Annotated in this window: 10 protein-coding genes; 4 read left to right on the top strand and 6 right to left on the bottom strand. The window is 41.3% G+C overall.

The window, feature by feature from the left end; all coding sequences use genetic code 11:
- Positions 1 to 279: 279 nt before the first annotated feature.
- Positions 280 to 1,386: an AI-2E family transporter gene (locus ACP7AE_RS04130; protein WP_426241528.1), complete on the bottom strand. Its 1,107-nt coding sequence runs from the start codon at positions 1,384 to 1,386 to the stop codon at positions 280 to 282.
- Positions 1,387 to 1,728: 342 nt separating this feature from the next.
- On the opposite strand from ACP7AE_RS04130, the gene purM reads away from it, so the two are divergent.
- The gene (purM, locus tag ACP7AE_RS04125) at positions 1,729 to 2,778 is read left to right on the top strand and encodes a phosphoribosylformylglycinamidine cyclo-ligase (RefSeq protein WP_426241526.1); all 1,050 of its coding nucleotides are present in this window, start codon (positions 1,729 to 1,731) and stop codon (positions 2,776 to 2,778) included.
- The gene (purN, locus tag ACP7AE_RS04120; protein ID WP_426241525.1) at positions 2,778 to 3,470 is read left to right on the top strand and encodes a phosphoribosylglycinamide formyltransferase; all 693 of its coding nucleotides are present in this window, start codon (positions 2,778 to 2,780) and stop codon (positions 3,468 to 3,470) included. The genes purM and purN overlap by 1 nt, the downstream gene beginning before the upstream one ends.
- A 154-nt stretch (positions 3,471 to 3,624) precedes the next feature.
- On the opposite strand, the gene ACP7AE_RS04115 is transcribed toward purN, so the two are convergent.
- Complete coding sequence (locus ACP7AE_RS04115; RefSeq protein WP_426241523.1) at positions 3,625 to 5,007, bottom strand: NAD-dependent succinate-semialdehyde dehydrogenase; 1,383 nt, start codon at positions 5,005 to 5,007, stop codon at positions 3,625 to 3,627.
- Positions 5,008 to 5,408: 401 nt separating this feature from the next.
- Positions 5,409 to 6,398 (bottom strand): LysR family transcriptional regulator, encoded by a 990-nt coding sequence (locus ACP7AE_RS04110; RefSeq protein ID WP_045444529.1) that lies wholly within the window; start codon positions 6,396 to 6,398, stop codon positions 5,409 to 5,411.
- Between the two features lie 689 nt (positions 6,399 to 7,087).
- On the opposite strand from ACP7AE_RS04110, the gene ACP7AE_RS04105 reads away from it, so the two are divergent.
- Complete coding sequence (locus ACP7AE_RS04105; RefSeq protein ID WP_045444527.1) at positions 7,088 to 8,674, top strand: isocitrate lyase; 1,587 nt, start codon at positions 7,088 to 7,090, stop codon at positions 8,672 to 8,674.
- Between the two features lie 221 nt (positions 8,675 to 8,895).
- On the opposite strand, the gene ACP7AE_RS04100 is transcribed toward ACP7AE_RS04105, so the two are convergent.
- Positions 8,896 to 10,050 carry a DUF4349 domain-containing protein gene (locus ACP7AE_RS04100; protein ID WP_426241521.1) on the bottom strand — a complete coding sequence of 385 codons (1,155 nt, stop codon included), beginning with the start codon at positions 10,048 to 10,050 and terminating at the stop codon, positions 8,896 to 8,898.
- A 251-nt stretch (positions 10,051 to 10,301) separates the two neighbouring features.
- Here ACP7AE_RS04100 and ACP7AE_RS04095 point away from each other — a divergent pair, with 251 nt between their 5' ends.
- Positions 10,302 to 11,993 carry a CYTH domain-containing protein gene (locus tag ACP7AE_RS04095; protein ID WP_426241519.1) on the top strand — a complete coding sequence of 564 codons (1,692 nt, stop codon included), beginning with the start codon at positions 10,302 to 10,304 and terminating at the stop codon, positions 11,991 to 11,993.
- 207 nt (positions 11,994 to 12,200) lie between these two features.
- Here ACP7AE_RS04095 and ACP7AE_RS04090 read toward each other — a convergent pair whose 3' ends face one another.
- Positions 12,201 to 12,815 (bottom strand): nitroreductase family protein, encoded by a 615-nt coding sequence (locus ACP7AE_RS04090; RefSeq protein ID WP_426241517.1) that lies wholly within the window; start codon positions 12,813 to 12,815, stop codon positions 12,201 to 12,203.
- 211 nt (positions 12,816 to 13,026) lie between these two features.
- Complete coding sequence (locus ACP7AE_RS04085; protein ID WP_426241515.1) at positions 13,027 to 13,566, bottom strand: L,D-transpeptidase family protein; 540 nt, start codon at positions 13,564 to 13,566, stop codon at positions 13,027 to 13,029.
- Positions 13,567 to 13,598 lie beyond the last annotated feature (32 nt).

Here is a 13,598-nt window from a genome sequence, read left to right as displayed (position 1 = left end):
AACTGTTTTTGAGATGCTCTTATACTACCTGATATAAACTTGCTGCGTTAGCATCTCGTCATTTTAATCAGGAATATATCTGAGAATTACCTAATCAAAAGTCATCTTGTTAACGACCAACTGGATAACGGCTGATACTGTCAATACTGCGCCTATATATAACATATTTGCAAAATGACTGACAAGTCTTTTACCTATTAAGCCTTATCCATCGCTGTTTATCTCTCACACCATTCACTATTAATCCCCCATGATTCTATCAATGTAACGATAAAATACTTACCTCTTCTCAAACAAAGCCAATTGCTTACGACCTTTATAAAAATCTGTCGAACGATAGTAGATGTATAAATGGCGAAACAGTACATTAAGCACGGCAGAGACAGGCAAAGCAATTAGCATACCAACAAAACCCAATAAGCTTGCGCCTGCCAATACGGCAAAAATCACCCAAAGCGGCGATAGACCTATCTTATCACCCAATAGTAACGGCTGTAGAATATAACCTTCTGCGGCTTGCCCAACTAAAAACGCTCCGACGATCAGCGACAAATACGTCCAATTTAGCCCAAACTGGAACAGGCAGGCGATAATGGCAGCGATAAAACCAATGCCAAAACCCAAATAAGGAACAAAGCTAGCAATACCGGCAACCATACCAATAATCAGCCCAAGCTCAAGCCCAATAAGCTGTAATTGCACTGCATAAATCGCACCCAATAATACCATCACCAATAGCTGACCTTTGATAAATGCCATCAATGCAAGGTCACACTCTCGAGCAATTTGAATGACTTTTTTGCTATACGCAGCGGGAATCGCCAGCTTCCATGTCTGCAGACGCTGATCCCAATTGAACAAAAAATAAAAGGCTAAAATCGGTACTAGCACAATGAGTCCAGCATTATTGATGAAGTTCATGCTCGACACCAATATTTGGTTCATCATGGTACTGGCATCTTCAAACTTATAATTGGTCTGCATGTATTCAACCAATGTCTCAGAAAACCCTTTAGACTCCAACTCTGGCAGATTGATACGACTGTTGTTAACGAACCATTCGCGTACGACTTCATTATACCAAGTTAAGACCTTAGGCAGATACTCCCACGCCGCTTGCAACTGATGCCACAAGGTCGGTATCAACCACCAAAGCAGTAGCACCATTCCTAAAGTGATGGTGGAGTAGACAATGATAATCGCCATCCAGCGTTTGATATACTTCGATAAGCGTTTGACCAGCGGATTGAACAAGTAAGCCAATACGAAAGCAAAGACAAACGGTATAATGACTGGCATCATCAAATACAGTAACAATATACCCACCACCATCGCAACGACAATAAATAAGCGCCGAAAAAAAGGATCTATTGGTTGGTTCATCATGACAAGGAATCCTATGATTAGGCTGATTTAAGATGGAAGTATAATTGAAAGAAATGATACGTCTTATCGTACAATAACGGTGTAATAGCGAACTGTTATCGACAATAAATTTAGCGTTCCATTATCGCAGAGTACAGCAAAAAATCCGTCATTTTTTGTTTCTTAACTTTTTATTTACCACTTAAAGTCAGTCTTCGTGAAATATCCGCCAAATATCCGCAAGTTGCTTTGCGAGTAAGGGTCATTTTTGGGTATAATGCGCGCACTATATTCAGAATTAACACGACCAACTCGATTTTCTACTGACAGACCTTCATTCCCTATAAAATTTGTGAGATGACCATGAGTAACAAGCCTTCTTTAAGCTACAAAGATGCTGGTGTTGATATTGATGCTGGCGATGCGTTGGTACAACGTATTAAATCAGTGGCAAAAGCCACCTCTCGCCCTGAGGTTGTGGGCGGACTTGGCGGCTTTGGAGCGCTTTGTCGTATACCAACTGGTTACACTTCTCCTCTACTCGTGTCGGGCACTGACGGCGTCGGTACTAAGCTCAAGCTGGCGTTACAGCTGAATCGTCATGACACTATCGGCATTGATTTAGTCGCCATGTGCGTCAACGATTTATTGGTTTGCGGTGCAGAGCCTTTATTTTTCTTAGACTATTATGCAACTGGCAAGCTTGATATTGATGTAGCAGCGACTGTGGTCACTGGTATTGGTGAAGGCTGTAAGCTATCAAACTGTGCTCTGATCGGCGGCGAAACGGCTGAGATGCCAGGTATGTATCAAGACGACGATTATGACTTGGCAGGCTTTTGTGTCGGTGTGGTTGAAGAAGCGGAAGTCATCACTGGCGAAAACGTCGCAGAAGGCGATGTATTGATCGCTCTTGCTTCAAGTGGTGCACACTCAAACGGTTATTCATTGGTGCGTAAAGTCATCGAAGTCAGCGGCATTGATGTGACTACTAGCGATGAGCAATTAGATGGTCAGCCTATCCAAGACGCGTTAATGGCCCCTACTCGCATCTATGTTAAAGCGATTAAAGCGCTACAAGATACTCTTGGTAGCTCAGCGCTGCATGCAATGTCACATATCACTGGTGGCGGCTTAACCGATAATTTACCACGTGTATTACCAGAGAATTTAGCTGCTAGCATTGATACGACTAGCTGGCAGTTCTCAGAGCTATTCACTTGGTTACAAACCCAAGGAAATATTGAACAAAGCGAGATGTACCGCACCTTTAACTGCGGCGTTGGTTTTGTCATTGTCGTGCCTAAAGATAAAGCAGATGCGGCCATTCAAACTTTGAATGATGCTGGTGAAAAAGCATGGAAATTAGGTGAAATGGTTAGTCGTGAAGCGGACGCAGTGGTGTACCGTTAATGTTAGACAGTCAAAAAAAAATTGATAATAACCCTTTACGGATTGCTGTACTGGTCTCTGGTAGTGGTAGCAACTTGCAAGTACTGATAGATGCGATGCAAGCTGGCGCACTACCAATTGAGATTGTTGGCGTCATTAGCAACCGCGAGGATGCTTATGCCGTCACCCGTGCAAAAGACGCTGACATTCCAGTGGCAGTATTGTCACATGTTGCTAGCGGCAAACGCATGGGAATCAAGACTTTTGAGAGTCATGCCAGCGAGCAATTAAGCGCATGGCAGCCAGATCTCATTGTGTTAGCTGGTTTTATGCGTGTCTTAAGTGCAGATTTTATCGATAATGCACCAGCGACGATGATTAATCTGCATCCCTCTTTGCTACCTATCTATAAAGGCCTTGATACCCATCAACGTGCGATACAAGCAGGTGAGCGACATCATGGCTGTAGTATTCATGTGGTCACCGCTGAGCTTGACGCGGGTACTGTTTTGACCCAAGCGCTGTTAGAGATACATCAAAAAGACACTGCCGATAGCTTGCAAGCACGCGTGCAAAAGCTTGAGCATCAATTGCTCCCTTGGACGATTTTATTATTGGCCAAAGGCGCACTCTCGCTAGATCATGCTCAAGCAGCTAATCAACAAAGTATGTCTTTACCAACGCTACCGTTAAAACTATATTTGAACGACTGAGTAAGTAAATAGCGACAGTCACAAATTATCAGGCACCAACTGTCAAACTTAAACTCTTTGCATAAAAAAGCCCAGTCACTCAATGAATGACTGGGCTTTCTAATAGCTACCTTTAAAATCTTCTAAAGCATATTAATCCCGAAGACGTTAGCTATTATTGACTTTTATGAACATGTAGCCCTTTAATATTTACAAATTCTTTGATACCAAAACCGCCATGCTCGCGACCATGACCTGAGTTTTTCACTCCACCAAATGGCAACGCTGGATTTGCAAGACCATAACCATTGATATAGACCATGCCAGTATCAAACTCTTCACGCGCTAGGCGAATGGCTTTGTCTTCGTCTTTAGAGAAGATAGCACCGCCCAAACCGTAGCGACTGTCATTGGCAATACGTAATGCATCATCTTGGTCTTTGGCTCGTATTAATGAGGCGACAGGACCAAATAATTCGTCATCATAGGCAGGTTGTCCTTTTTCGACATTCTCCAAGATAGTTGCTGGATAAAAACTGCCTTTACCTTCTGGCAGTTGACCACCAACAGCAATCGTTGCGCCTTTTGCCACACTGTCTTCTACTTGCTCATGCAATTTTTCTTGTAAATCTTTGCGGGCTAATGGACCAAGATCAGAGGCATCATCCATCGGATCGCCAGATTTAGCGTCTGCAAATTTTTTGACAATGCGTTCACGGAAATCATCGTATAAGCTATCCACAACGATAAAGCGCTTAGCGGCGACACAAGTTTCACCATTATTAATGAGACGCGCTTGGGTACAAGTTTCTACCGCTAACTCTACATCAGCATCTTCTAAGACAATAAAGGCATCATTTGAGCCTAATTCTAGCACCACCTTTTTAATGGCTTTTGCTGCTTGCTGACCCACAATGCTACCAGCACCGTCGCTACCTGTCAGTGTGACACCGCGCACTTTGTCATGACCGATTAATGCTTCTGATTGGTCGTGATCGATTAAAATCGTACGGAACAAATCGTTTGGTAACTCTGACTCATGGAAGATTTTTTCGATTAACAAGCCTGAACCAGTCACGTTTGACGCGTGCTTGAGTAAAATACTATTACCTGCCATCAGATTTGCGATGGTATAACGGAATACTTGGTAAGCAGGAAAGTTCCATGGCTGCATACCATAAATGACACCGATAGGCTGATAAGTCACAATACCTTTCTTCAAGCCTTCAATATCACGTTCATCGTCAACAAGTGCAGTCACCCCTTTTTCTGCGGTATAGTCGCAAATCGCCTTACACAAATCTATTTCTTGCAAACTCTGACTATAGAGCTTACCACGCTCCTCAGTCATGAGTTTAGACAACTCTTCTTTATACTTGAGCAATGTCTCACCAATAGAATTGATGACTTTTGCACGCGCTTCATGGCTGGTTTTACGCCACTCAGTAAATGCTTGGTGCGAGGATTCAACAATCTTGTTCACCTCATCATTACTCATGTAATTATATTTTTTGATCGCTTCACCCGTCGCTGGGTTTATAGTAGTAATATCTGCCATGATTATCATCCTTATTTATTAAACTATTTTATTGGTTTGAAAATTGATCGCTTCAATATCTGAAAACTTAGAAACACATAAACCAAGAGTGGTCATTTTTATAAACATATCTGGTTAAATTGAACAACTTCATCAACGATTTTATGAAATCCGATACTGTCGTATAACTTAACAATAGGCTATGTATTTATCTTTTTTCTTAAAGAAAATTCATCATAGCAAAATGTACAACGAGTAGTTTTACAAGTTATAAAGAAGTGTTCGTAAGATGTTAAGAATGTGACTGACCGATTTATTAGGTTGAAATATTGGACGAGATTTTTCAGTAAAATTACGCCGATAAAAAACCAGCGCTTGGGCTGGTTTAATAAATAAGCAATTGATAACCAAAAATAAATGGCTTAAAACAAATGATTCATCACAGGAATTTCTTGGGGTGGATTCTCTTCTTCGTCAACAATTTGACGAGCAACATGCATGATCAACTGACGCAACCATCGATGGGCGGGATGATGCTGCAGCAAAGGCGACCACGCCATCGTTAGCTCAAATTCAGGGATAAAAAATGGTGGCTCGACCATCATGATACTGTCGTTATTAGCTTGCATTTTTGCCACACGCGTAGGCAAAGTTGCAACCAAATCTTTATTGGCTGCAAGCATGGCTGGCATTTGATAGTGGCGGGTAAAAACACTGATTTGACGTTTTTGACCTAAACGTTGCAGTGCTTGATCAATTGAACCTAGGCCACCAGATTTTTCTGGATTAACACCAAATCCCACACCCATACCAGTTTTAGACACCCAAACGTGCTGCGCCTTAAGATAATTTTTGAGATTAAAGCGATGAGCATAGGGACTGTCAGAGGACAATAGGCAGCTAAAGGTATCACGCCAGACCAAAACTTGGTGGAAACTTTGCGGAATTTCATTAAAGCGGTTGATCGCCAAATCCACTCGCCCCTGCTCCATATCACGATATGAGACGTCCGATGGCGTTAGGAAATCCAAGATGACATTTGGTGCCTCTGAGCGCAATGCTTTGACCAATTTTGGTACCAATGTCGCTTCAGCATAGTCTGAGGTCATGATACGAAAAACGCGCGAGGTACTATAAGGACGAAACTCTGTGCGTGGCTCTAATACTTGTGTCAAATCTGCCAGTATTTCACGGATACGAGGCTGTAACTCCAAAGCGCGTTCAGTCGGCGTCATGCCTTCGGATGAGCGTACCAGCAACGGATCATTAAATAGCTTACGCAGCCGGCGCAAAATATTACTCATCGCAGGTTGGGTAATGCCAAGCTGCTCAGCTGCACGAGTGACGTTTTTTTCTCGTAGCAACACATCTAGATGTACCAATAAATTTAAATCTACCCGCTGCAAATTCATATATGTCTCTTTACCTTAAAATAAATACCACTACAAACGCGGCGTTTTTTGCCCTGTTATTTAGTATAAATCATCTATAACAGCATGAAATAAGGACAATTTTATATTAATTATTTTGATATACGCTTATTATAACTGAAATCATTCATTATAAGTCATTGTTTTATATATACTATCATAAAATTAAATACCCAAGATAATAATCATAAACTAGATAAATCAAGGCAACCTAGCTATAGTGGCTAGCAAGCGCTTAATCAATCCTTGTTTAATGTTAGGCAGTCGCCGTGCGTTTTGATAGATTGACGACCACAGGTATTTTATCGCATTTTCATGCGGAAATACGGACATAACATTTATTACGCAAACTTAATTTTTTGCTCTCATTTGTTTTTAAGCTTGAATTAGTAGTTGGCACTTTTTAGGGGAATAAGCACTTTAACAGTCAAAAAAGACTTATAAAAAGCGCATTCAACCTAAAACGAAAGACCCAACAATAAAAGCTGACCAATTCGACAGGTTTTATTTGCTTTTATCATAATTTTCTTATAGTTTAGTAGAGATTGCTAACGCATAAGGTTTATATTTTAGATTTTCACTTCTGCCAGCATCTTTCTACATATATCAAAATTACCTCAATACTTGTAATTTTCTAAGTTACTAATTTTCACCACCCCAAGGAGACATAGATGTCAACTGCATATAAATCAGCGATCGACTTAGTACGTGAATTAAAGCAAAAGCACGGTAACTGGCAGAATATCAGCGAAACCGATGCGGCACGTATGATGTCACAAAACCGTTTTAAGACGGGCTTAGATATCGCCAAATATACTGCAAAAATCATGCGTCAAGACATGGAAGACTATGACAATGATACGTCTCAGTACACGCAGTCTTTAGGTGCATGGCATGGTTTTGTTGCTCAACAAACCATGTACGCTAAGAAAAAATATTTTGGTACGACGTCTAAAACTTACATCTACCTATCAGGTTGGATGGTTGCAGCCCTTCGCTCTGAGTTTGGTCCTCTTCCTGACCAATCTATGCACGAAAAAACCTCTGTACCTAAGCTAATTGAAGAAATCTATACCTTCTTGCGTCAAGCTGATGCTAAAGTATTAAACGACTACTTCCGTGAACTAAATGCTGCAGAAGAAGCGGGTCAAGATACCTCAGCCATCCTAGAAAAAATCGAAAACTTTGATTCACATGTTGTGCCAATCATTGCTGACATCGATGCAGGTTTCGGTAACGAAGAAGCCACTTACTTGCTAACTAAGCAAATGATCGAAGCTGGTGCTTGTGCTATTCAGGTTGAAAACCAAGTATCTGACGCGAAGCAATGTGGTCACCAAGCAGGTAAAGTCACTGTACCGCATGAAGACTATATCGCAAAAATCAACGCTATTCGTTATGCATTCTTAGAGCTTGGTGTTGAAGACGGCGTTATCGTTGCTCGTACTGACTCTGAAGGCGCGTCACTCACGCAAAAAATCCCAGTATCAAATGAGCCAGGCGATCTTGCTTCTCAGTACATCGATTTTATCGAGATGGAAGAAGTCACGCTAGAAAACGCCAAAGAGAACGACAGCTTGCTTAAGCATAACGGCAAACTAGTACGTCCAGTTCGTCTTCAAAATGGTCTATATCAATTCCGTGAAGAAACGAACATCGACCGTGTCGTACTTGACTGTGTAACGGCTCTAGAAAATGGCGCGGATCTACTATGGATCGAAACACCGACTCCAGACGTCGCACACATCAAAATGATGGTTGATCGTATTAAAGAGCAACAGCCAAAAGCCAAGCTTGTATACAATAACAGCCCATCGTTCAACTGGACGCTTAACTTCCGTAAGCAAATCATCGCTCAGTGGGAAGAAGAAGGCAAAGACCTATCTGCCTACAATAAAGATGACTTGATGAGTGCTGATTACGATGGTACTGAACTTGATACCGCAGCTGACGAAGCGGCTAGAAACTTCCAACGTGATGCGTCACGTGAAGCAGGTGTATTCCATCACCTAATCACGCTACCTACTTACCACACCACTGCGCTTAGCGTGCATGAGCTTGCTAAAGGCTACTTCGGTGAAGATGGTATGCTTGCTTATGCTGCTGGCGTACAACGTAAAGAAATCCGTGAAGGCATCGCTTGTGTTAAGCATCAAGCAATGGCGGGCTCTGACCTTGGCGATGATCACAAAGAGATCTTCTCTGGTGAAAATGCCCTTAAAGCTGGCGGCGGCAAGAACACAATGAACCAGTTCTAATCACCGACCACTTATAAGTACATCTCGTAAGTACTATTTATAGAGAAAGCCGTCCTATCTTGTAGGGCGGCTTTTTTATGTCTGCTTATTTTCACTCTATTATTGTAAGATTTTGAGCATTGTGAGCTTGTTAATTCTTAATTTGAGTGCTTATTATCCTTACTATCAACCTCTTTTATATTATTGCTATTATCCTCTTTCTGACTACTCTGTATACCGACTTAATCGTGAATTTTTGGATTTTCACCCATCAGCTCACGCTTCATATTTTTTATACGGGGATCATGTTTAAAAAATTTACGATAGATTGCTTTTATCATTCTGTAAATTAGATAAAAAATACCGCCAAGTACAAGCAGCCACCACAGTTGTATCAATCCAAGCGCTACTGATCTAAGTATCTCCCAGCCATCTTTAAATGCTTGACTCACTTGACTACTAAAACTTGGCTGCTCAGCATCTAATAGCACATCTAGATTTTGTGTGGTTTCTTTATAACTGATATCTGGCTGCATAAAGGTCAGGTTAATGGTGCTATATTGAACTTTATCAGCGATAGCCAGTTGCTCAAGCTTGGCAAGCTCTTGCTGACGACGTGCCGCATAAGTCGCGGTAATAGCATCAACATTGCTACCTTGGTCTTTATCATTTTTACTATTGAGGCGTTCTTGGCTAAGCTCGCTTGCCATATCACTATTTAACTGGCTCGCTAGCTGTTCACGATAAATATCTAATGTCACATCTTGAGCACTAAACTGCTTCCCATTTAAAAATGCGACTTGCTGTTGTAATTGCGCTAGGAACTTACTGACATTGGTGCGAGGAATACGAACCGTCATGTCAGCTTGACGAGTGTAGGTTGTAATCGTGATATCTTTATTGCCTTGTACAAAGGTTCGACTATCACGTGGATGATTGCTAATATTGCTAAGTGCCACATAACCAGCCTGTTGCCGTGTCAAACTCTCAATAGCATCACTAGTTTTGACGACATCTTCAACTTTAAAATCAGCACTAGCAGTTATCAATAGCGCTTTGCCAGCAATTTTAATGTCTGCTGCCTGACTACCAAGGGGCTGTTCACTAGTGCTCGATAGGTTTGCAACCTCTAAATCATCAGCGTTAGAGGCATTATCAGCTGCCACATCGGACATGATGCCAACCATCTCACTATCAGCAACCTCCTCCGTTGCAGACTGAACCGACTCCATATCAGCACTACTCTCTGCATATTCAGAAGAGCTATCGCAGCCAACTATCAATAAAACAGACCCAAGCATTATTGGTAGACATAAAACTGATGGAAACAAGGCTTTAGGCAGTAATATCGAATGAGATTGCTGAGTGTCATACTTCTTTTGATTGCATTGCGTCATTATTTTATAATCCGGCATTTTATGAGATATGGTAAACATATTGGATAAAAATATTTTAGCTTCTATTATAAAGCCAACCACCTTTATCCTACTTTTGTTCAATAATTAACATTAATTATAATGATTACTTACTAAAAGTATATCTCTAATATTGGCTCAGAGTATTTATAGAAAAAATTTTGCTTGTTATTCGCCGATAGCTTTCATACGATGGTAGTCATTCAAATTTATTAAAATAATCGGGAGCCATCATGCAAGAGATAGAGCTAAAGTTTTTGGTACCAGAGTCGCGACTGAAAGGTTTGATGCGCCAAGCACGAGTCAAATCTTCTGAGGTGACGCAACTGGCTGCCCATTATTATGATACCCCAGACCAACAGCTTGCAGAGGCAGGCATTGGCTTGCGTATCCGTAAAGAAGGCGATGCTTGGGTACAAACCATCAAAGCGGGCGGCGATGGCATTGCAGCACGCCTAGAGCATAATGCGGTACTGGATAATGAACAAGTACAAGCGATGCTCGATAATAATACGCTCATGCCTGATTTAACTATTTATAAAAACACCTCTGTCGCCCCTGCCCTAGCTGAATTTAAGCTAAAAAAACTGGCTAAAAATCTCACACGGTTATATGTGACCGATGTAGAGCGTACCACACGATTGCTAGTGGATGATAATGGCGGTGATAGTGATGCAAATAACCATGTCGAGATGGCGTACGACTATGGAGAAATTATTCACGGTAATGATGATACTCAGCGTGATGCTATTCAAGAGATTGAGTTTGAGCTAATATCAGGAGATATCGATTTTTTATTTGCAACCGCCAAAACTTGGTGTAAGCGCTACAAGCTTTGTTTGTCTACGGTGACCAAAGCTGAGCGCGGTGGTTTACTCATCACAGAACAGCAGCATAGTCCAGCTGTCCACGCTGACCTTGATCAGCTAAATATCGATAAGAAAATCAGTATGCCTGCCTTTGTGCGTGCAGCGGTACATAACTGTCTGTTGCAAATACTGCCCAATAGCAGCGCTATCGTCGCTGGCAGCGAAGAGGACGACCATGCATTACAACTATACATTGGTATTACCCGCTTACAAGCTGCCCTACAAGCATTTGCCAGCTATTCTGACGAAATCAATCCAGACTGGCTGCCGATACTAAAACAAACAGCCATGTTATTGAATGAATATCGAGAGCTTGCCCATCTTGCCTCACATATAGAGCCTAATTTGCAACAACAAGGTGCACCTACTGTCGATTGGGCAACAGATATGGATGCGCTGAAGATTACTCCGAAAGATGCTGTCAGTGCCAACGATTTTCAGCTGACCTTACTTGAGTTGATCGCCTTTACCATGAGCGACCCAAGCCTTGAACCGCAGGCTGATCAACTCGCCATCGATAAACTGGCAAAAACCTTATCCAAACAGCAGGCAAAGCTTGGCAAAGCAGTACAAAAGCTACAGAGTAAAAAAGACCTTGGCTCAAATAACATTAATATAGAAAGCAATGATTTAAAAGATGATGATTTACAAAGTGTTGACTTAGAAGATAGTGACTTAGAAAACGTAGATTCAAAAAGTGACGATATAGAAAATATTGATCTAGACGATAATGAGGCAGAGCATGAGCTGCATGAGCAGTTAACCCCCTTACTTTATATCAGTGAGTTTGCCACGCCATTATTAGATAAGAAAAAGTCAAAAAAGAAAAAAGCCAAGAAGGAAAGCAAACGCTGGCTAAAATACTTAGCAAAAGCACAAAAGACTTTGAATAAATATCATAATCATAAAATGTACCAACAGCGCTATCAATTAAAGTCGAAGACAGATAGCAGTGCATTGTATGGCGCTGGCTGGTTTGCAGCCATGCTAGTGAGAGACCTTAAGCGCACAGAAAAACACTTGGCTAAAGTGGCAGACAGCTCAATATTTCGGTAAAAAGGCTCTTATAGTCATTCCACTATAAAAGCATTACAGCGTTAGCCTCGCTTGAAGTATTTAATATACATTTACACTCGGTTGCCTTGTTCTACTTTTAAATTGAATCGACTATAGCAACATGAACCAAGCTTAAAATAAGCCAAGCCTAGAATAAAAAAGACAGCTCATTTTATATGAGCTGTCTTTTTTATAAACTTAGTACTTTTATAAACCTAGCACTTTCATACGCTCACTAACTGGCTGATACGTTTTCTCGCCAGCAGGCTCAACAATGTTGCCAAATGGCATTTGTGCCACCAATTCCCAACTATCTGGGATAGCATAAACCTTAGCTGCGTCTTCATCCACAAGCGGATTGTAGTGCTGTAGGTTGGCACCAACATTTAAAGTACGTAGCTCAGTCCACATCGCATACTGATGCATGGCTGAGGTTTGCTGTGCCCAAACTGGGAATCTATCTGCATATAACGCAAACTGCTCTTGCAATGACTCAGTCACGTTTTTATCTTCATAAAACAGCACTGTACCCGCTGCCGCACGGAAGCCGTCTAACTTTTGCTTAGTGCCAGAAAAGTCGCCATCGCCGACGGCTGCACGCAGTGTTTCTTCAGCGATATCCCATAATTTCTGGTGTTCGGCACCAAACAGTACGACCAAGCGCGAAGATTGTGAATTAAAAGCAGAAGGCGTATGTAATAAAACACGCTCTGCCATATTGACAATTGCTTGTGGCTCTACTGGCAGCTCATTGCCCAAAGCATATATTGACCGGCGTTCATCAAAGGCTTGTTGTAAAGTGACTAGGCTTTCTTTAGACATCAATATTATCCTTATAATTATCATATAATATAAATCAAATGAGCCATACTAGGCATGACAAGTTGATCATTCATAAGCAAGCTATTATAGCAATATACTAAATAATATCTATACTCTATAAAGTTTTATTTATCAATTACTCTATGAAGTTATTCTGTTTTACTTAAGATGTAAGAAAATAATTTACTACGTAATCGTTAATAAATAGTCGTTAATTAGCGACAATCGTCACCGATATGCCCTCTGCAATTTGGTCGAACAATTCAATAATATCCTCATTACGCATACGTATACAGCCATGCGAGAGTGGCACACCCATCGATTCACTGTCTGGCGTACCATGAATATAAATATAACGCTGATAAGTATCGCAGCCACCTTGACTATTACTGCCTTTATTAAAGCCCTCTTCCACACCACTTAGCCAAAGAATACGGCTTAATATCCAATCACGCTCAGAATGTCGTTCACCAAGCTCAGCACTATATATCTCGCCTGTAGGAACGCGTCCGATGAACACGGCATTCATGGGTTCATTTGCGCCAATCTTTTTGGCGATAAAGTGTTTGCCAAGAGGTGTGCAGCCGCTATCTTGCTGACTGCCAATGCCATTTTTAGCAGTAGACACCGTATATTGAGCCAATTCTCTATTATGCTGGTAGAGCGTTAATGTTTGCTTAGCAATATTAACCACCAATTGCACATCAGAACTTTCATTATTTTTCTCGTTATAGCTTTCGTTATTTGTCATAGAATGTTTCCAACGGTCATTTACCCAATAGA

Source organism: Psychrobacter sp. TWP2-1-2, from assembly GCF_049896785.1.
GTDB lineage: Bacteria > Pseudomonadota > Gammaproteobacteria > Pseudomonadales > Moraxellaceae > Psychrobacter.
This window is presented reverse-complemented; position numbering and strand designations above follow the sequence as displayed.

Bases quoted from the DNA above. Each gene is read 5' to 3' on its own strand.
- ACP7AE_RS04130 (WP_426241528.1), bottom strand. From the start codon at position 1,386: ATGATGAACCAACCAATAGATCCTTTTTTTCGGCGCTTATTTATTGTC.
- purM (WP_426241526.1), top strand. From the start codon at position 1,729: ATGAGTAACAAGCCTTCTTTAAGCTACAAAGATGCTGGTGTTGATATT.
- purN (WP_426241525.1), top strand. From the start codon at position 2,778: ATGTTAGACAGTCAAAAAAAAATTGATAATAACCCTTTACGGATTGCT.
- ACP7AE_RS04115 (WP_426241523.1), bottom strand. From the start codon at position 5,007: ATGGCAGATATTACTACTATAAACCCAGCGACGGGTGAAGCGATCAAA.
- ACP7AE_RS04110 (WP_045444529.1), bottom strand. From the start codon at position 6,398: ATGAATTTGCAGCGGGTAGATTTAAATTTATTGGTACATCTAGATGTG.
- ACP7AE_RS04105 (WP_045444527.1), top strand. From the start codon at position 7,088: ATGTCAACTGCATATAAATCAGCGATCGACTTAGTACGTGAATTAAAG.
- ACP7AE_RS04100 (WP_426241521.1), bottom strand. From the start codon at position 10,050: ATGACGCAATGCAATCAAAAGAAGTATGACACTCAGCAATCTCATTCG.
- ACP7AE_RS04095 (WP_426241519.1), top strand. From the start codon at position 10,302: ATGCAAGAGATAGAGCTAAAGTTTTTGGTACCAGAGTCGCGACTGAAA.
- ACP7AE_RS04090 (WP_426241517.1), bottom strand. From the start codon at position 12,815: ATGTCTAAAGAAAGCCTAGTCACTTTACAACAAGCCTTTGATGAACGC.
- ACP7AE_RS04085 (WP_426241515.1), bottom strand. From the start codon at position 13,566: ATGACAAATAACGAAAGCTATAACGAGAAAAATAATGAAAGTTCTGAT.